At 64.0% G+C, this 18,444-nt stretch carries 17 protein-coding genes; 9 read left to right on the forward strand and 8 right to left on the reverse strand.

Going from position 1 to position 18,444, the window contains the following annotated elements; all coding sequences use genetic code 11:
- The first annotated feature begins 12 nt into the window (after window positions 1-12).
- The 5 genes from IVA98_RS15755 to IVA98_RS15775 all read left to right on the forward strand — a co-directional run bounded on the left by IVA98_RS15755 (window position 13) and on the right by IVA98_RS15775 (window position 3,846).
- Entirely contained in the window at window positions 13-894 is an 882-nt protein-coding gene (locus tag IVA98_RS15755) for an alpha/beta fold hydrolase (protein ID WP_247301316.1), read from the forward strand.
- 229 nt (window positions 895-1,123) lie between these two features.
- Complete coding sequence (locus IVA98_RS15760) at window positions 1,124-2,068, forward strand: metallophosphoesterase family protein (RefSeq protein WP_247301317.1); 945 nt, start codon at window positions 1,124-1,126, stop codon at window positions 2,066-2,068.
- 14 nt (window positions 2,069-2,082) lie between these two features.
- Complete coding sequence (locus tag IVA98_RS15765; protein ID WP_247355170.1) at window positions 2,083-2,418, forward strand: cupredoxin domain-containing protein; 336 nt, start codon at window positions 2,083-2,085, stop codon at window positions 2,416-2,418.
- A gap of 115 nt (window positions 2,419-2,533) precedes the next feature.
- Complete coding sequence (locus IVA98_RS15770; protein ID WP_247301319.1) at window positions 2,534-3,082, forward strand: sigma-70 family RNA polymerase sigma factor; 549 nt, start codon at window positions 2,534-2,536, stop codon at window positions 3,080-3,082.
- Entirely contained in the window at window positions 3,079-3,846 is a 768-nt protein-coding gene (locus IVA98_RS15775) for an anti-sigma factor family protein (protein WP_247301320.1), read from the forward strand. The genes IVA98_RS15770 and IVA98_RS15775 overlap by 4 nt, the downstream gene beginning before the upstream one ends.
- Before the next feature lie 33 nt (window positions 3,847-3,879).
- Here the strand turns inward: IVA98_RS15775 and hpnO are convergent, their stop codons facing one another.
- Window positions 3,880-5,271, reverse strand: coding sequence for an aminobacteriohopanetriol synthase HpnO (gene hpnO, locus IVA98_RS15780; protein WP_247333440.1), 1,392 nt, complete (start codon window positions 5,269-5,271; stop codon window positions 3,880-3,882).
- A 141-nt stretch (window positions 5,272-5,412) separates the two neighbouring features.
- Between hpnO and IVA98_RS15785 the strand changes: the two genes are divergently transcribed.
- On the forward strand, window positions 5,413-6,039 hold the full coding sequence (locus IVA98_RS15785; RefSeq protein WP_247301322.1) for a DUF2147 domain-containing protein: 627 nt from the start codon (window positions 5,413-5,415) through the stop codon (window positions 6,037-6,039).
- Here IVA98_RS15785 and hpnN read toward each other — a convergent pair.
- Window positions 6,007-8,595 carry a hopanoid transporter HpnN gene (hpnN, locus tag IVA98_RS15790; protein ID WP_247301323.1) on the reverse strand — a complete coding sequence of 863 codons (2,589 nt, stop codon included), beginning with the start codon at window positions 8,593-8,595 and terminating at the stop codon, window positions 6,007-6,009. The two genes, IVA98_RS15785 and hpnN, sit on opposite strands and share 33 nt — an antisense overlap.
- 465 nt (window positions 8,596-9,060) lie before the next feature.
- Here hpnN and ispH point away from each other — a divergent pair, with 465 nt between their 5' ends.
- A complete protein-coding gene (gene ispH / locus IVA98_RS15795; protein ID WP_247301416.1) occupies window positions 9,061-9,987 on the forward strand; it encodes a 4-hydroxy-3-methylbut-2-enyl diphosphate reductase in 927 nt (308 codons plus the stop codon).
- Between the two features lie 35 nt (window positions 9,988-10,022).
- Entirely contained in the window at window positions 10,023-11,180 is a 1,158-nt protein-coding gene (hpnH, locus tag IVA98_RS15800; RefSeq protein WP_247301324.1) for an adenosyl-hopene transferase HpnH, read from the forward strand.
- A gap of 84 nt (window positions 11,181-11,264) precedes the next feature.
- On the opposite strand, the gene IVA98_RS15805 is transcribed toward hpnH, so the two are convergent.
- The 6 genes from IVA98_RS15805 to IVA98_RS15830 form a co-directional block, all read right to left on the reverse strand.
- Window positions 11,265-12,014: a phosphorylase gene (locus IVA98_RS15805; RefSeq protein WP_247301325.1), complete on the reverse strand. Its 750-nt coding sequence runs from the start codon at window positions 12,012-12,014 to the stop codon at window positions 11,265-11,267.
- Window positions 12,011-13,978 (reverse strand): squalene--hopene cyclase, encoded by a 1,968-nt coding sequence (gene shc / locus IVA98_RS15810; RefSeq protein WP_247301326.1) that lies wholly within the window; start codon window positions 13,976-13,978, stop codon window positions 12,011-12,013. Before shc ends, IVA98_RS15805 begins: the two co-directional genes overlap by 4 nt.
- A 51-nt stretch (window positions 13,979-14,029) precedes the next feature.
- The gene (gene hpnE / locus IVA98_RS15815; protein WP_247301327.1) at window positions 14,030-15,286 is read right to left on the reverse strand and encodes a hydroxysqualene dehydroxylase HpnE; all 1,257 of its coding nucleotides are present in this window, start codon (window positions 15,284-15,286) and stop codon (window positions 14,030-14,032) included.
- Complete coding sequence (gene hpnD, locus IVA98_RS15820) at window positions 15,286-16,125, reverse strand: presqualene diphosphate synthase HpnD (protein WP_247301328.1); 840 nt, start codon at window positions 16,123-16,125, stop codon at window positions 15,286-15,288. Before hpnD ends, hpnE begins: the two co-directional genes overlap by 1 nt.
- A complete protein-coding gene (gene hpnC, locus IVA98_RS15825; RefSeq protein WP_247301329.1) occupies window positions 16,115-16,999 on the reverse strand; it encodes a squalene synthase HpnC in 885 nt (294 codons plus the stop codon). The genes hpnD and hpnC overlap by 11 nt, the downstream gene beginning before the upstream one ends.
- A gap of 179 nt (window positions 17,000-17,178) precedes the next feature.
- The gene (locus IVA98_RS15830; protein WP_166817451.1) at window positions 17,179-17,412 is read right to left on the reverse strand and encodes a hypothetical protein; all 234 of its coding nucleotides are present in this window, start codon (window positions 17,410-17,412) and stop codon (window positions 17,179-17,181) included.
- A 448-nt stretch (window positions 17,413-17,860) separates the two neighbouring features.
- Between IVA98_RS15830 and IVA98_RS15835 the strand changes: the two genes are divergently transcribed.
- A complete protein-coding gene (locus IVA98_RS15835; protein ID WP_247333438.1) occupies window positions 17,861-18,358 on the forward strand; it encodes a hypothetical protein in 498 nt (165 codons plus the stop codon).
- The last annotated feature ends 86 nt before the right edge of the window (window positions 18,359-18,444 follow it).

Below are 18,444 nucleotides of genomic sequence, written 5' to 3' on the forward strand. Positions count from 1 at the left end.
CATCCGGCCACCATGATCAATCCGTACCGCTTTTCAATCGGCCCAGCCGACGCGCAGATCGCCATGTTGCAATGGGGCGAGAGCGGGAAACCACCTGCCCTGCTCCTGCATGGCACTGGCTTCGTCGCTGACGTCTGGGACGAGGTCGCGCGCGAGCTTGCATCGACCTACACCGTCTATGCGCTCGACCGGCGCGGCCACGGCGCCAGCCACAAGCCCGGCGCCTATCACTTCCTGGATTACGCCGATGACGTGTGCCGGGTGATCGAGACACTCGAGCTGCGCGACGTCTATGGCATCGGCCACAGTGCTGGTGCGACCGACCTACTGCTCGCGGCAAAACTTCATCCCGGATGCTTCACGCGCCTGTTCGTGATGGAGCCGACCGTGATGGACCCGCGCGCGGCGCGCTCCGGCGCATTGAGCGACGAATCCCTTTCCCGCGTGCACGGCACGCTGCGGCGACGGGCCGAATTCGAGAACGCTGAGGCCGTCTTCGCGCGCTACCGCGCGGCGCCGGCATTTGCGGATTGGACCGAGACGTCGCTTTGGGCTTACGTGCGCCACGGCTTCGTGCCGCTCGACGACGGCCGGGTAAAGCTCTGCTGCACGCCGGAGATCGAGTCGGCAATCCTGCGTCCGATCTACGAAGCGATGGAGCAGGTTTATCTTGGCGATGCCCGCGGCAATCCGTTTACCTCGCTCACCGAGATCGACTGCCCGGTGCGCGTCACGACGGCCGCGAAGTCGGGGCTCATCTATAAGGAAATGGCGGCGCGCGCCGTATCGCTGCTTCCGCGCGTCAGCACGTTGGTCTTCGATGATGCCGGGCATTGCGTGGCGCAGGAAGTGCCGGCGGCCGTGGTGCAAGCCGTGAGAGATTTTTCAAAGTAAGTCTCGTGCCCGGACGCGGCGCAGATGCGCCGCCGAGCCGGGGCCCATCTCACAGCGTACCGCGCGGCTTTCAGGGTCCCGGCTCTGCAACGCATCACCAAAAGGTGCTGCATTGCGTCCGGGACACGAGAATCTCCCCCTCACGAAATCGTCATCGCATTCGGGAATAAGACCCTGCCTCCCCCGATCACCTTCCCGAAGCCCAATTCCGGGCGAGAGGAGATGCGCGATGAGCGGACACGATCACGGGGACGACGGCGTCAGCCGCCGCAGGGTGCTGGAATGCATGACCTGGGCCGGCACCGGGGTGCTCTGGACCATCACCGGCGGCGTGCCGCGCTCGCTCGGCATCATCGATACTGCGCAAGCTGCTACCGCGGCCGCGCCCGGCATGACCTTCCTCCAGATCAGCGACAGCCATGTCGGATTCGACAAGCCGGCCAATCCCAACGCGCTCGGCACGCTGGAGGAAGCCGTGAGCAAGATCAACGCGATGCCGGTCAAGCCGTCCTTCATGATCCACACCGGCGACATCACGCATCTGTCGAAGGCCGCCGAATTCGACAATGCCGAGCGCATCATCTCGCAAACCAAGCTCGACGTGCATTACGTGCCGGGCGAGCACGACTTCATCGACGAGGAGGTGAAGCTCTATCGCGAGCGCTACGGCCATGGCACCAAGGGGCACGGCTGGTACTCGTTCGACGCCGGCGGCGTGCACTTCATCGGCCTCGTCAACGTCGTCGACCTCAAGGCCGGCGGCCTCGGCAATCTCGGCGCCGAGCAGCTCGCCTGGCTCGAGGACGATCTGCGCGGCAAGTCAAAATCGACTCCGGTCGTGCTGTTCGCGCACATCCCGCTCTGGACCGTCTATCCCGAATGGGGCTGGGGCACCGAAGACGGCGGCCGAGCGCTGGAATACGTCAAGGGCTTCGGCTCGGTCACGGTGCTCAACGGCCACATCCATCAGGTGATGCAGAAGGTCGAGGGCAACGTCACTTTCCACACTGCGCGCTCGACCGCCTTCCCGCAGCCTGCGCCGGGGGCCGCTCCCTCACCAGGACCGATGAAGGTCGATAACGCCAGGCTCCGCTCCATGCTTGGCGTTGCCAGCATCAACTTCAAGCAGAACGAGCAGCGCCTCGCCATCATCGACACGCCGCTCCAGGGCTGAGAGAAAAGCTGATCATGAAGACACTCAATCGGCGCGACTTCGGTGTCGACTTCGGTCTCGCTTTGGCCGCGGCCATCCTGTTGCCCACAACAGCTGCCCGCGCCGACGAGACGGAGGTGCATATCGACAATTTCGTTTTCCAGCCGGCCGAGCTCACGATCAAGGTCGGCACCACCGTGACCTGGACCAACAGGGACGACATCCCGCACACCGTGGTGTCGGCCGGCAAGTTCAGATCCAAGACCCTGGACACCGAGGACAAGTTCTCGTTCACCTTCACCAATGCGGGCGACTACAAATATTTTTGCTCGTTGCATCCGCACATGACGGGGATGATCAAGGTTGAGTAACATCTCCAACCGAGGCACCCACGTCTTGCCCGGCCGGTTGTCCCACGCCGGCCGGGCTCAGACCTATTCGATCACGGCAAAAGAAGTAGCAAAGCAAAAGGCAAAGCGAGGCGCGATGCCCGGCAGCGACGATTTGCAGAAGGCGCAGCGCTTCCGCGAAGCGGCGCTGCCCTATCTCGACGACGTCTACACGCTCGCGCGCTATCTCTTGCGCGATGTCGCCGACGCCGAGGACGCGGTGCAGGAGTGCTATCTGCGCGCGCTGAAGCACTTTGACAGCTATCATGGACCGGCGATGAAGCCGTGGCTGTTCGCGATCCTGCGCAACGTCTGCAACGCAGAATATACGCGGCGCGCGCATTCGCACAGCGCGATCGAGGAGACGCCCGGCGCCGCCGAGCAGACACCGATCTGGCAGGAGAGCGAGGCAAGCCCGGAAACCGAAGTGCTGCGCAGCCGCGATGCCGGCGCGATCCGCAAGCTGATCGACGCGCTCGCCGAACCGTTCAAGGAGACCTTCGTGCTGCGGGAGATCAACAATCTTTCCTACCGTGAAATCGCCGAGGTCGTCGGCGCGCCCATCGGTACCGTGATGTCCCGCCTCGCCCGCGCCCGCGCCATGCTGCGCGCGGCCTGGAATGTAGAAGAGGAGCACTCAAGATGACTTGCGACGAAGCAAGGAACCTGCTTCACGCGCTGCTCGACAATGAGCTCGACGCGGGCCATGCGCGCGAGGTCGAAGCCCACATCGCAAGCTGCCCGGGTTGCGCTGCGGAGTTCGCCGCGCAGCGCGACATGCAGCGCGCGCTCGCCGACGCCAATTTGCGCTACACCGCGCCCGCAAGCCTGCGCAGCCGGATCGAGGCCTCGTTGCCCGAGCCGCAGCGCCAACAACCAAGCCGCCGCTCCGTGCTGCGCGGCTTTGCAATGGGCTCAGCCGTCTCCGCGCTTGCTGCTTCGGGCGTCGTCGCGGTGGTGCTGCGCCAGGACGACCAGCAGCGCATCCTGTCGGAGGTCGTCTCCGCGCATCTGCGCTCGCTCCAAGCCGGTCACCTTACCGACGTGATTTCCACCGACCAGCACACCGTCAAGCCATGGTTCAACGGCAAGCTCGACGTCGCCCCGCCCGTGATCGACCTCACCGCGCAGGGTTTCACGCTCGTCGGCGGCCGCCTCGACTATATCGATGCGCGCGCCATCGGTGCCGTGGTCTACCGGCGCCGGCAGCACGTCATCAACCTGTTCGTGTCGCAGACATCGAACGCGGAATATCGCGCGCCAAAGACCGAAACCATGCAGGGCTTCAACTGCCGCCGTTGGGGCAATCGCGGCCTGAACTTCTGGGCCGTCAGCGATCTCGGCGCCGACGAGCTCGCCGAGTTCGTCGACAGGTTCGAGGCGGCGATGAAGGCGAATGTCGAGGGATAGAGGGTCTCGCCACGTTGAGACGGATCGGCGAAACTACGCCGATCGTCGCACCGCATTGTCGACCAAGGTCTTGCCGAGCGACCAGATCGCGCCGGGGACCTTGTGGCTGCCGGCGATGACGTCGTCGAAGGCGCGCTCGATCCAGGTGCAGTCTTCCTCGGTGATGGTGAGCGGCGGCAGCAGCTTGATGGTGTGGCTGCCGTGGCCGGCGACCTGGGTCAGAATCTTGTGATCCTTGAACAGCGGCACCGTGATGAGCTGGCAGAACAGGCCCTTGTTGGCGGTCTCCAGTACGTTCCAGGAAGCGCGAAGGCGCAGCGACTTCGGCGGGCCGAACTCGACGCCGATCATCAGCCCCTTGCCGCGGACTTCCTTCATCAGCTCGTAGCCGGGCACCATGCGCGTCAGCGCGAGGCGCAGCTCGGCGCCGCGCTTGGCGGCGGACTCGATCAGCTTGTCGGACTCCATGACGTCAAGCGTGGCGATGCCCGCAGCCATGGCGAGGTCGTTCTTGGAGAAGGTGGAGCCGTGCACCACCGCACGATCCATCTGGTTGAAGATCTTGTCGAAGATGCTCTTGCGCGTCAGCACCGCGCCGACTGGGACGTGGCCGCCCGACAGCGATTTCGACAGTAGCACCATGTCGGGCTCGACGTTCCAGTGCTCGACCGCAAGGAAGCGGCCGGTGCGGCCCATGCCGGTCTGGATCTCGTCGGCGACGAACAACGTGCCGTATTTCTTGCAGAGCGCGGCCGCGCCGGGCAGGAACTCATCGGTGGGCATGTTGACGCCCTTGCCCTGGATCGGCTCGACGACGAAGGCTGCGACCTCGCGCGAGGCCAGCGCCTTTTCGAGCGCGGCCAGATCGTTGAACGGGATCGGGGTGCAGCCCGGCAGCAGCGGCTCGAATCCGGTGCGGAAGTTCGAATCGCCCGTGAGCGACAGCGCGCCATAGGTCAGGCCGTGATAGCCGTGGGCGCAATAGACGATGCCGGGGCGGCCGGTCGCGCCGCGCGCGAACTTGATCGCTGCTTCGACGCATTCTGCGCCGGAATTGGCGAAGAACGCCTTGTCGAGATAAGGGACGTACTTCAAAAGCCGCTCGGCAAGCACGCCGGCGAGCACCGAGACATCGAACTGGACGAGATTGGGCAGGTCCGCATCGAGCACGCTCTTGAGCGCCTCACGCATCACGGGATGATTGCGCCCGATCGCAAACACGCCGAACCCGGACAAGAGGTCGAGATAGCGCGCGCCGTCGCGATCATAGAGGTACTGCCCCTGCCCTTTCTGGAACCCGACATCGTATCCGATGGTCTTCAGAACCCGAACGAACTGCTCGTTCAGATACCGATTATGCAGGGCGCTGCGCTGGGCCTGACGGTCCGCGAAGAGCTCAGACATGTCTGGATTTGGACTGTGCATCCGCTACATACTTCGGTTGAGGGCCGTCTCGTCAACTGAAAACGGACCGCTATCGAAAACGCTCTGTGCGGCCTTTTGCCCTTTTTCGGACCATCTTCGCAAGCACAGCTTTAAGCGATGTTGCACTGCCAAGGAACTATCATGCGTTTAGCCCTTTACACCGGAATAATACTGGCTGCCGGTTACACCTGTCCGACCCCCGCGCTGGCCGCAGACCCGACCGGCGACTGGCGGGTCGCCGACGGCGTCGCCAACATTCGTGTCGCCCAATGCAACGGCAGCATGTGGGGTGCCGTGTCCTGGGAAAAGCAGCCTGGCGGCCGCGACGAGAACAACCCGGATGTATCAAAAAAGAACAGGCCGACGCTGGGCATGGCGACCCTGATCGACATGAAGAAGAAGCCCGGCGTCGATCAGTGGGAGGGACAGGTCTACAACGCGAAGGACGGCCAGCTCTACAGCGCAACCATCACGCCGGCCGGTACCGACCAGCTCGAAATCAAGGGCTGCGTGATGGGCTTCCTCTGCGGGGGCGAGACCTGGACCCGGGTTGGTCCGCCGATCCCCTTGAGCCCCGCCAACGCCATGGCCAGGGGCGCGCCGAAGTCCGGTGGCGCGGCACCGAAGGCCCAGGGAACGACGGGCGCCACAGCACCTGCCCCCGCTGCTCCGAAAGCCGCCGGCGCAGCCAAGGCCGGTCAGAAGGGCGCCGCCGACCCGATCGGCGACATCTGCCTACTCCCTGAGATTGCGGGGTTTGCCCATTAGGGCCGGCTGGAACAGCAGCACGGCGGCAAGCGTCGTCACCAGGGAGAGTGCGAGCAGCTTGCCCATGCTGGATGTGCCGGGATGGCTCGACAGCCACAGGCTGCCGAACGCGGTCGCCGTCGTCAGCGCGCTGAAGAAGATCGCGCGTGTCAGGCTGGTCTGGAGAAGGTTCGTCCTGCCCGAGCGCCACGCTACGACGTAATAGATCTTGAAGGCGACGCCGACGCCGAGCAGCAGCGGGAATGCGACGATGTTGGCGAAGTTGAGTGGCAGGCCGATCAGCACGCAGATCTCGAGCGTCACCGCCCCGGCAACCAGGAGCGGCACCAGCGTCATCAGCACGTCGACGAACCGGCGTAACGTGACCCACAAGAGCAAGCCGATCACCAGCAGCGCATAGATGCCGGCATGGATGAACGCCTTCACCACGGTGTCGCCGGATTTCAGGATCGAGACCGGCCCGCCGATCGCGGTCGGCTCGGCCGCGAGCACTGCGGCGGCAAATCTGCGCAGGGTGTCGTTGTCATTGGGATCGCCCTTGGGCAATGCCTCGACGCGGATGATGCCGTCCTTGCTCTTCCAGGCGCTGACGAGATCCGGCGGCAGGGATTTCAGGGTGACCGGCTCGGCCTGCATCGCGTTCCTGAGCTGGTCGAACACGATCTTCATCGGCGTGACGAACACGTCCTGCGCCTTGTTGCGCGTGGCCTCATCGGAATTGGCGAGCTTCTCGAGCGCGTCGGCCAGCCGGCGCGAGGCCACCGCACCCGGGCCCTTCGCATCCCCCGCGGTCCGGCGCAGATTGTCGACCGAGGATTTCAGGGATTCGACGTTCTCCTGATCGGAGGGCGCCGCATCGATCTGGTCGGGATTGAGCGCGGGATTCAGCACTTTGGCGCCCTGCGCGAGCAGCTTCAGCTTCGGCGGCTGATCCTGCGGCACGAAGCTGTCGAGTGACATCACCCGCAGCACCTCGGGCACCTTCTCCAGCTTGGCTTCGACCTGCTTTGCCTGCTCCTCCGACGTCGTCATCACGTTGATGGCATTGGCGCCGGTGTTGGGATCCTTGCGCAAGTCGAGGAAGGTCGCGATGGATTCGGCGTGCGGGTTGCGCAGATTCATCGGATTGAAGTCGAACTTCATGAAGTAGAGCAGCGGCAGGCCGCCGAGCGCCAGCAGCAGCGTGCCGCCGACGATCAGGACGCGGTGCTTTTCGAGGAAGCGATCGAGCGGGGCCAGGAAGGCGTAACCGACGGGCTCCGGCTCGCCAGGCGGGTTCAACAGCTTCAACAGCGCCGGCAGCACGGTGATCGAAGAGATGAACGCCACCAGCATGCCGACGCCGGCGATCTGGCCGAGCTCGGAGATGCCCTTGTAATCGGTCGGCATGAAGCAGAGGAAGCCCGCGGCCGTTGCCATCGCCGCGAGCGACAGCGGCACCGCCGAGCGCTTGGCCGCCAGCACCAGCGCGCCCGAGAGATTGTCGTGCTTGTAGCGCTCGGATCGATAACGGACGCTGTACTGGATGCCGAAATCGACGCCGAGACCGACGAACAGCACCGCAAACGCGATCGACAGCAGATTGAGGGAGCCGACCATCATCAGGCCGGCCGCGGTCGTGATTGCGAGGCCCACGAAGAGGTTGACGAACACCGCGAAGATGATCTTCGCCGAATGCAGCGCCAGCCACAGAATGAGCAGCACGACGAGGACGGTGCCGATGCCGTTGACGACGGCGCCTTCCTGGACGGTCGCGTATTCCTCGTTGGCGATCGGGACCGGGCCGGTCAGCCGCACCCGCGCCTGGTATTTGGTGGGGAAATCCAGATCCGCTGCGGCCTTGCGGATTGCATCGGTGGCGCCCTTGCCCGGCTCCAGCGCGTTGTAGTCGAGGATCGGCTTGAACTCGATGAAGGCGCGCTTGTCCGAATCCTTCAGTGGCTCGTCGCTGACGAGCTCGCGCCAGGAGAAGCTGGCATTGCCCTTGTTGAGCACCGTCTCGACCGTCTGCGCGATCAGGTTGAAGGGCCGTTCCGTGCTGTCGAGCTTGACCTGGCCGCGCTTGACCCCGGCAAGTCCGGTCTCGAGCGCACCGGTCAGGCCGCGGATCGAGGGATCGCCCGCCATGATCTCGATCAGGGGCGCTGCGGATTCGAACTGACCGGTAATCTTGCCGACCTCCTCGGTCGGCAGGAACAACAGGCCGTTCTTCTCGAAGAACTCGCCGCTGCCGAGCTGCTGCATCGACTGGAAGTTGGTCTTGTCGTCTTTCAGCTTGGCAAAGAGCGCGTCCGCCGCCGCGCTCGCCATTTCGGGCGTCTTGGCCTCGACGACCGCCGTGATAGTCGCGTCGCGGTCGAAGGCGCGGTCGAACTGCTGGTCGCGCTGGCGCCAGTCGAGATTCTGGGCAATCAGCGAATTGATGTCGGTGTTGATGGCGAAGTGGCGCGCAGCGTAATAGCCCGCTCCCACCGACAGCAGGAGCCCGAGAACGACGACGAGGGAGGCAAACCGGGTGCAGGCCCTGACAATGGCAACGACGACGCTTTGCAGCACTTCTTTTCTTTCTGCGGTTAACAGCTTGCCGGAAACGCCCGCTGTTTATCGGAGTTCCCGGGCGAAACCTATTGCTGTTTGAGTGGCTCTCGCCGCGCGAAGGTTCGAGGTAAACGGCGGAGGAGCGTGGCAAAAATCATGTGGGGCGGTCGGTATAACCGGGGAGTTGAGGCGGGAAAGTGACGAAAGAGTGAGCACCACGCCGCCATATCGCTCACAATGGATTACCCTACCATAATACCACATAATGCATTTTGTCGGGAACCCAACGTTCATTCAGCCTTCCCTTGCTGCCGATTTTTTGACACAAAGTATTGCGCCTCCATGCGCCGGAGCCCCAAACGGGGAGTGGGCGGCTACCGCGTGCGCAAGACCGATGGTGCGGATATTGCAGCTCGTTGGTCAGTATCGGGTGCTGTCGGGAACTTTGAAGTGGATTGGTGCAACTTGCGTGATGGACGTCCAATGGAAGTTTATCTGGCGCAGCCGCGCGGCTTCTGCGCGGGCGTGGTGCGTGCGATCGAGATCGTGGAGCGGGCCCTGGAAAAGTACGGCCCGCCCGTCTACGTGCGCCATGAGATCGTGCACAACAAATACGTGGTCGAGAGCCTGAAGAACAAGGGCGCGATCTTCGTCGAGGAATTGTCCGAGGTGCCGCCGAAAGCGGTGACCGTTTTCAGCGCCCATGGCGTCGCCCGCAGCGTCGAGGAAGAGGCCGCGGCGCGCGACCTTCCGGTGCTGAACGCCACCTGCCCCCTGGTCACGAAAGTTCACAATCAGGGGAAGCGCTACATCAGCAAAGGACGCACGCTGATCCTGATCGGCCATGCCGGCCACCCCGAGGTCGAGGGCACGATGGGCCAGGTTCCCGCTCCCGTGCTGCTGGTTCAAAGCGTTGAAGAGGTTAAGGCGCTGGCGCTGCCGGCGGATACGCCAGTGGCCTACATCACCCAGACCACCCTGTCGGTCGACGACACCAAGGACATCATCGCGGCCCTTCAGGCCCGCTTTACAGATATTCAAGGTCCGGATATCCGGGATATCTGCTATGCGACACAGAATCGCCAATCTGCGGTAAGGGATTTGAGCAAGCTGGTCGACGTGATCTTGGTGGTGGGCGCTGCCAACAGCTCGAACTCGAACCGGCTCCGCGAAATCGGCACCGAAGCCGGCGTCGCGAGTTATCTGATTGCCGACGGCAGCGAGCTCAATCCGGAATGGTTGAAGAATGCCAGGACGGTTGGCGTCACGGCCGGCGCATCGGCGCCCGAGGTACTCGTGGATGACGTGATCGAAGCGATGCGGCGGATCGGACCCGTGAAGGTGTCGGTGTTGCCGGGCCGCGAGGAAAACATCGAATTCAGGCTTCCGGCCCAACTGGCTGCGAGCTGACCCACCCGAATTCAAAGCCCAGAAAGAAACTTGTAATGGCCATCCCGTTCTTCAAGGAAATGCGTATCGGCGGCTATTTGCTCAAGCAGAAACTGCTTGGCCGCAAACGCTATCCGCTCGTGCTCATGCTGGAGCCGCTATTTCGCTGCAACCTCGCCTGCGTCGGCTGCGGCAAGATCGATTATCCCGATGCGATCCTCAATCGCCGCATGACGGCCCAGGAGTGCTGGGATGCCGCCGACGAATGCGGCGCGCCAATGGTCGCGATTCCCGGCGGCGAGCCGCTGATCCACAAGGAGATCGGCGAGATCGTGCGCGGCCTCGTCGCGCGCAAGAAGTTCGTCTCGCTCTGCACCAACGCACTGCTGCTTGAGAAGAAGCTCGATCTGTTCGAGCCCTCTCCGTATTTGTTCTTCTCCGTGCATCTCGACGGCCTGCGCGATCACCACGACAAGGCGGTGTCGCAGAAGGGCGTGTTCGACCGCGCCGTCTCCGCGATCAAGGCGGCCAAGGCGCGCGGCTTCACCGTCAACGTCAACGCCACCATCTTCGACGGCCACCCGGCCGAGGAGATCGCGAAATTCCTCGACTTCACCGTCGAGCTCGGCGTCGGCGTCTCGATGTCCCCGGGCTACGCCTATGAGCGCGCGCCGGACCAGGAGCACTTCCTCAACCGCACCAAGACCAAGAAGCTGTTCCGCGACGTCTTCGCCATGGGCAAGGGCAAGAAGTGGAATTTCATGCATTCCGGCCTGTTCCTGGACTTCCTCGCCGGCAACCAGGAATACGAGTGCACGCCGTGGGGCATGCCCGCGCGCAACATCTTCGGCTGGCAGAAGCCCTGCTACCTGCTCGGCGAAGGCTATGCGAAGACCTTCAAGGAGCTGATGGAGACCACCGACTGGGATAGCTACGGCACCGGCAAATACGAGAAGTGCGCCGACTGTATGGCCCATTGCGGCTACGAGCCGACCGCCGCAACCGCAGCCCTCAACAACCCGCTGAAGGCGATGTGGGTGTCGCTGCGCGGCATCAAGACCACTGGCCCGATGGCGCCGGAGATCGACATGTCCAAGCAGCGCCCGGCTCAGTACATCTTCTCCGAGCAGGTCCAGAAGAAGCTCTCGGAGATCCGCCGCGACGAAGCTCTCGCAGCGCAGGAGAAGGCGACGAAGGCTTCGACGGCGGCTTGAGGCAGGCCCAAGCAGGTAAGATTAAGAGAAAGGCCCGGTCGCCGATGCGACCGGGCCTTTCTTTCGTCAGCTCGAAGAAGCCGCTCAGGCCGCCTCTGAGACCAGGGTCTCGCTGCCGGCAACCTCGGTGCCGATCAGAAAGTCGCGGCAGCCGCGCAAAGATCGCAGCGCGCGGTTGAAGTCGAGGCCGGTCGAGACCAGCGCATGCAGCGTCGCCGGATTGCGCACGATGCCGCGCAGCACGGCCGGAAGGTCGATCTGGCCGTTCGGCTTGATGGCGGCGCGGGCGAGCGCCGGCAGCGCGCGATGGGCGGGGTCGCTGATGACGCGGACCGCGGCAAAGGGCAGCCCGGCCTCGGCGGCGTAGGCGGCCGCGATGTGGCTCTCCATGTCGACGGCCGCTGCTCCCGTCTCCGAATGCAGCGCCGCCTTGCAGGACCGCCCGGTGACCACTTCCTCGGCACCGGCGAGGCTACCGCGCACGACACGGCGGCGTCCCGAGGTCAGGCGATCGATGAGGTCGTCGCCGAGCGACAGCCCGGCGGCCCAACGGGTGTCGCCGGACAGCACTTCGGTGGCCAGCACGACGTCACCGGAGCGCAGTGTCGGGTCGAGCCCGCCAGCCACACCAAACGAGATCACACCGCGAATCGTTTCGGGATCCACCACCGTCAGCAGGGCCCGCAACTGGGTCGGGCTGCTGGATGAACAGATGACCGCCATTCCGGGCCCGGCTGCAATGCGGGCCTCCTGAACCAAACCGGTCACGATCAGTATCGGCCGCGGGTCGATCGTATTACCCGCGGTAAAATAGTCCCCCGTCCCCAAAGTCACATTCCGACCCCTACCACCCTGCTGTTGGTGTTCCGCAAGTTCCGGTACCGCGCCAGTGCCCACAGCGGGAAGAACTTTGGGTAACCATGATATCGTAGATAGAACACGCGGGGGAAGCCTGTGGCGGTGTACCGCTGCTCGTCCCACAGTCCTTTTTTGTTTTGTGTTGCAATCAGGTACTCCACCCCGCGGGCGACGGCCGGGTGATCAACCTCGCCTGCCGCCATGAGGGCAAGCAAGGCCCATGCCGTCTGCGAGGCGGTCGAGGGCGCAGCCTCCCAGCCCTTGTAGTCCAGGCGATAGCTGACGGCATCCTCGCCCCAGCCGCCGTCCTCGTTCTGGATCGAGGCCAGCCAGGCCACGGCTTTGCGAATCATGGGGTCCTTGTGGTCGACGCCGGCCATATTGAGGGCACAGAGCACGGACCAGGTTCCGTAGATGAAGTTCATGCCCCAGCGGCCGTACCAGGAGCCTTCCGGATGCTGGGTCTTCCGCAAGTACGCGACCCCGTCGGCCACTTGCTTGCTGGTCTTCGCGGTCTCGCCGAGCTGGGCCAGCATCGAGATGCAGCGCGCGGTGACGTCCTCGGTTGGCGGGTCGAGCAGCGCGCCGTGGTCGGAGAACGGGATATTGTTCAGGTAATATTCGAGATTGTTGACGTCGAAGGCAGCCCAGCCGCCGTCGTCGCTTTGCATGCCCTCGATCCACTCCCGGCCGCGGGCGATCGCGGCGTCATAGCCGGTCGCGCCGTGCTCCCGGCGCATCCGGTCCATCGACATCACCACGACGGCGGTGTCGTCGAGATCGGGATAATGGGCATTGTTGTACTGGAAGGCCCAGCCGCCCGGACGCACGTCGGGCCGCTTCACCGCCCAATCGCCCTTCACTTCGAGCTCCTGCTTCGGGATCAACCAATCGAGGCCACGCTTGGCGGCCGGCACGGCTTGCGCGTTGCCAGCTTCCAGCAGCGCATGGGCCGTCAACGTCGTGTCCCACACCGGCGAGACGCAGGGCTGGCAATAGGCTTCGTCGTCTTTGATAACGAGCAGCTTGTCGATGCCCCGCCGCGTCGTCGCGCGTGGCGGATAATTCTCGTCCTTGCCGAGCGCGTCATACATCATCACGATATTAGCCATGGGCGGATAGATCGCGCCCATGCCATCCTCGCCGTTGAGCCGCTCCTCGATGAAGGCGAGCGCCGCATCAATCGCGCGCTTGCGCAGGCTCTTGGGAAACATCGGCTCGATCAGGCGCAGAATCGCGTCGAGCGAGCGGAAGAGCAGGAACCAGGCCATGCTCTGGTGCGGCGCCTTCGCGGTCATGCCGATCGAACGCGGATCCTGCAGGAACAGCTCGTCGATGCCGACGCCCTTCGGATTCTTCGCACGCGGCTTCAGCGCGGCGATCACCATCAGCGGCACCATCGTTGTGCGCGCCCAATAGGAGATCTTGTTGAGGTGGAACGGCGACCAGAACGGCAGCAGCACGATCTCGATCGGCAGCACCGGCACCGCGCGCCAGGTCACGACGCCGAATGTCGCGAGCAGGAAGCGCGTGAAGACGTTGCTGTGAATCGCACCGCCGCGCGCATGGATGGCCTCGCGCGCACGCACCATGTGCGGGGCATCGATGGAATCGCCGATCATCTTCAGTGCGAAATACGCCTTCACGCTGGCGCTCATGTCGAACTCACCGTCATGCACCAGCGGCCAGCCGCCATGGGCACCCTGGACGCGACGCAGATAGTTGCCGATCTTGGCCTCGAGCACCGTGTCAACGGGCTCGGCGAGATAATGGCGCAGCAAGATATACTCGGCCGGAATCGTGCAGTCGGCCTCGAGCTCGAACACCCAATGGCCGTCCGATTGCTGGAAGCCGAGGACGCCTTGCGTCGCCGATGCAATGCTCGATTCCAAGATGCTTGGATCCAAGGCTTCGCGGCTGGTCGCGTTCACGGAATCCATGTCGCTCGATTGCTCCGATTGTCGATTGAAATTGACCGGGACATTTGCCCGTCAGGGCCGCTGTGCGGCGAGAATCAGATCGGCGGCGCGATCGCCCGACCGGACCGATCCCTCGATGGTTGCAGGCAATCCCGTAGCAGTCCAATCCCCGGCAAGGAACAGGTTTTTCAGCGCAGTGATCGGCGCCGGACGCAGGGCATTCTGCGCTGGCGTCGCGGCAAACGTGGCGCGGCGCTCACGCACGATCTGCCACGGAGGCAACTCACCGGACACGCCGCCGGCCTTGCGGACGTCGTTCCAGATCGCCTGCGCGAGTTCCTCGCGCGGCATGTCGACCAGGCGGTCGCCATTGCTGATGGTGACGGACAGTCGGTTCGGGAACGCGAACAGCCACTCCACAACGCCGCCGATCACGCCGAGGATCGGTGCAGAGCCCGGCGGCGGCTCGAAGCGGAAATGCGCGTTCACGATGGCGCGGAATTCGGTCGGCGTCTTCAGGCCGGGCAGCAGGCTGGCGGCGGCGCGGGGCGGCACCGCCATCACGATGGCGTCCCCCTCATTGAGCTCGATCACGTCCTCGCCGCCGAAATTCAGCGCGCCGACCTTGCCGTCATTGGTGTCAAACGAACGCAGCTCATGGCCGAGCTGAACCGTGTGGCCGCGCTCAGCCAGGAATTTCACAGCAGGCTCGATCAGGACGGCGCTGAGGCCGTCGCGCGCGATCAGGGGACGGCAGGCCTGCCCACCCGCGAGCAGCGTCTCGCGCACGATCGCGCCGGCGAGCCCGGCCGAGCCCTCGGGCGGATCGACATTGAGCGCCGCCAGCAGCAACGGCTGCACCAGACGCTGATAGAGGATGCCCTCGCAAGGAATGGACTTGCCGACCAGTGTCTCCTCCGACGCCCAGACCAGCGGCGCCAGCTTGAGATAATCGCTCAGCCCGGTATCGGGCACCCGGCGGCTCTCGTCGAGAACCCAGGTCGGCAGCCGGCCATCGCCGAGATCGATCTGCCAGCGTTGCCCGGTCTTGATGTCGACAAAGGGAAACTGCGCGCGCTCGGGGCCGACAAGGCCGGCCTCGGTGCCAATCGCGCGCGCATAGGCACGCGCATGGCTGTTGCCCGACAGCAGCAGATGATTGCCATTATCGATGGTGAGATTGGTGGCGCCGTCGAAATAGGATCGGCAGCGGCCGCCGGCCTGGTGCGTTGCCTCGTGCACGGCGACCTTGAAGCCGGCATTGGCGAGCCGCACGGCGGCGGAGAGGCCGGAAATCCCGGCGCCGATGATATGAGCTGTCTTTTGCATCAGATGAAAGCGTAACGGAGCAGGATCAGGATGCGTGTGATCTTCGACACACGCACCGGCGCGCGCGGCGCGTCGAAGCCGCGCGCCATCAGGAGGTCCAGAATGGAATGATAGTATTTCGACATGATCCGCGGCGCGCGCACCGCGCGGCGCTTGTTGCGGTTCATGATCTCGTCCGACTTCTCGAAATGCGATTTCGCGCGCTGCGCCAGCGGCAGACAGACTTTCGGCAGCGCGCGCTCGGCGATGACGCGGTTGGGATCGATGGAGGTGATGCCGGCATGCAGAAGCGCCTCGCGCGGCAGATAGAGCCGGCCGAGGCCGGCGTCCTCATCGATGTCGCGCAGGATGTTGGTGAGCTGAAGCGCGCGGCCGAGATGATGGGCAAGCAGGATGCCGTCTTCTTCCGGCAGGCCGAACACCCGCACCGACAGGCGCCCCACGGCGCTGGCGACACGATCGCAGTAGAGATCGAGGGTCGCCATATCGGGCGCGCGGATGTCCTGCGGCACGTCCATCTCCATGCCGTCGACAATGGCAAGGAAGTCCTCGCGTTTCAGCCCGAAGGTCTTCACCGAGGCGACGTAGTCCTTCAGGCGCGGCGGCGGATTGCCCTGATAGAGCGCATCGATGTCGTTGCGCCACTGCTGAAGCGCGGCAAGCCGCTCCGCGCGCGGGCCGTCGGAATCGGCGATGTCGTCGACCTGGCGGCAGAAGCTGTAGATCTGGAACATCGCTTCGCGCTGATCATGCGGCAGGATGCGCATCGCGGCGTAGAACGAGCTGCCGGATGCGGTCGAGCCATAATTGGCGCCGGGCGAGGTCGCCTCAAGCGTCATGTGCAGTCCCCGGTCTGGAAATGGCCCTGCGTCCGATTGCGCGACGGCCGACTTCGCCGATCATCCCGGCGAGGCTGAAGGCGAGCAGCTCGAGCTTGTTCAGATGCACGCGCTGGCGCAGCGGATCGCGCACCTTGAGCAGGCGCACGATGCGGTCGGCATAGGCCTGGATCACCGCAATGTCGACGCCGAGGCGGAAGTCCCTCACCTGCGCGCTGAGCGACTTGCTCTCGTTCAGCAGCGCTTCGTTTCGCACGGCGAGCGCCTGAAGGCAGGCCAGCATCGCCGGCGGCGACTGCGTCAGCCCGAGCTGCTCGACCGAGGCGCCGCTCGCAGCCAGCGCATCGCGCGGCAGATAGACGCGGTTGAGCTCGCGAAAATCCTTGCCGCAATCCTGGAGGTGGTTGTTGATCTGGAGCGCCGCGCAGAGCGCATCCGAGGCAGCCCAGGTCGAGGTGCTCTCGCCATGAACGTCGAGCATGAAGCGGCCGACCGGCATCGCCGAATAGCGGCAATACTGGATGACCTCGTCCCAATTCTCGTAGCGCAGCTTGGTGACGTCCATGCGGAAGGCGATGAGCACGTCGAGCGCATGGCGCGGCGCCATGCCGCGCTCGGCCAGTGCACGGCGCAGGGTGACCGCTTCGGCCTGGGTGTCGCCCTCGCCGAGCAGTTCCGCCTCGAGCAGGTCGAGATAAGCGAGCTTTTCGTCGGGCGGCAGCGTCGAATGGTCGGCGATGTCGTCGGCGGTGCGGACGAAATTGTAATACGCCAGAATCAGCGCGCGATGACGCGGATGAATGATCCAGGACGCGACGGGAAAATTCTCGTCGCGGTCACCCTTGCCGGATCGCAATTCGCTCGCAGAGGTCATCGAGGGCTGGTTTACAATCGGTTGGACAGGAAGGGCTTTTTCGCTCGCGCGGGCTCATGCCGGCGGCCCCCATATAGGGGAATATGGCCGCAAAACCAATCCTGTCTCTCGATGGCTGCCCCGTGCGGATCGCGCCGAAAAAGGCGGCCCGGGCCGCCCTTGTCGGCCAGCGGCCGAACTTACTGGTTGTGGTTCTTCAGGACCTGGTCGCAGGCCTGCGAGATCTTGGCCCGGTTCTCCTTGAGGCAGGCCAGGACGGTGAAATCGCCCTGGTCGATGACCGGACGGCAGAACTTCTGCACGTCGCGTGTGCAGGCCTTCTGCTCAGCGTCCGTGCCACGCCCTTGCTGGGCGAACGCCGCCGTCGAAAGAGAGGCCGACAGCAGGGTGAGAGCGACGAGAAGCTTACGCATTGTATTCCTTCATTCTGACGGCAGAATCGCACCGATCACGGGCTGCACGGGGCGGATGTCCGGAGCGGATTGTTCTGATGGCAAGTTGCCGCGGGAGTAGCGGCCTCAGAGAAGGCACAAGCACTGGCAAATGCGGCCAAATTGGCGCCACTCCCACCAAATCAGGTCTTCCCTGCGCCTTCATTGGCAGATGTAAGAGGCTGATACTACGAGATAATTCTGGAACATCGCGTTTTGGCTGGGATCTGTTGCAGAGCTGCATCTCTCTCCCTTGCTGTTTCGGTCGGAAACACACCGAAACACGGGGAATCGCGTTGTTGCGCGTGGCACGAAGCACCATCTTCGGTGGTCACGCGTTGAACCTGGCACAGGCTCGGAACACTAAACTTTCGATGTGGCGAGACGTCCTTGTCTTGAATGGACGTCGTTCCAAAACGGGATATTTGAGATGACATTCTTTGGGCGATCTGGACAGGCAATCAAGGCGGTCGGCGTCGGGGCTGCGCTGCTCTTCTCGGTGTCGGCAAGCCATGCTCAATCGTCCGGCCCATTTGCCGGTTTCGACGGCGCGTGGACCGGCACCGGCACGGTGTCGCTGTCCGACGGCTCCACCGAACGCATCCGCTGCAAGGCCGATTACAAGGTCGCCGGCAGCGGCCTCAACCTCAAGCAGGCGCTGCACTGCGCGTCCGACAGCTACAAGTTCGACCTCACGAGCGACGTGACGAGCCAGGGCGACCGCATCTCCGGCAATTGGAGCGAAGCCAGCCGCAACATCTTCGGCAACCTCCAGGGCACCGCCGGCGGCGGTCAGATCGACGTGTTCGTCGAGGCCAACGGTTTTGCCGCCAATCTGTCGCTGCGCACCAACGGCACCAAACAGACGGTGCAGATCTCTTCCAAGGGCGAGATCCGCGGCGTCAATATCACGATGACGAAGGGCTGACGTCCTTTCGGCTCACGAGCAACAAAGCCCCCGGCTCTCGCGAGCCGGGGGCTTTTTGTTGACATGGACATGCATATGGCTGCGTG

Origin of the sequence: Bradyrhizobium sp. 160 (genome assembly GCF_023073735.1) — a bacterium.
GTDB lineage: Bacteria > Pseudomonadota > Alphaproteobacteria > Rhizobiales > Xanthobacteraceae > Bradyrhizobium.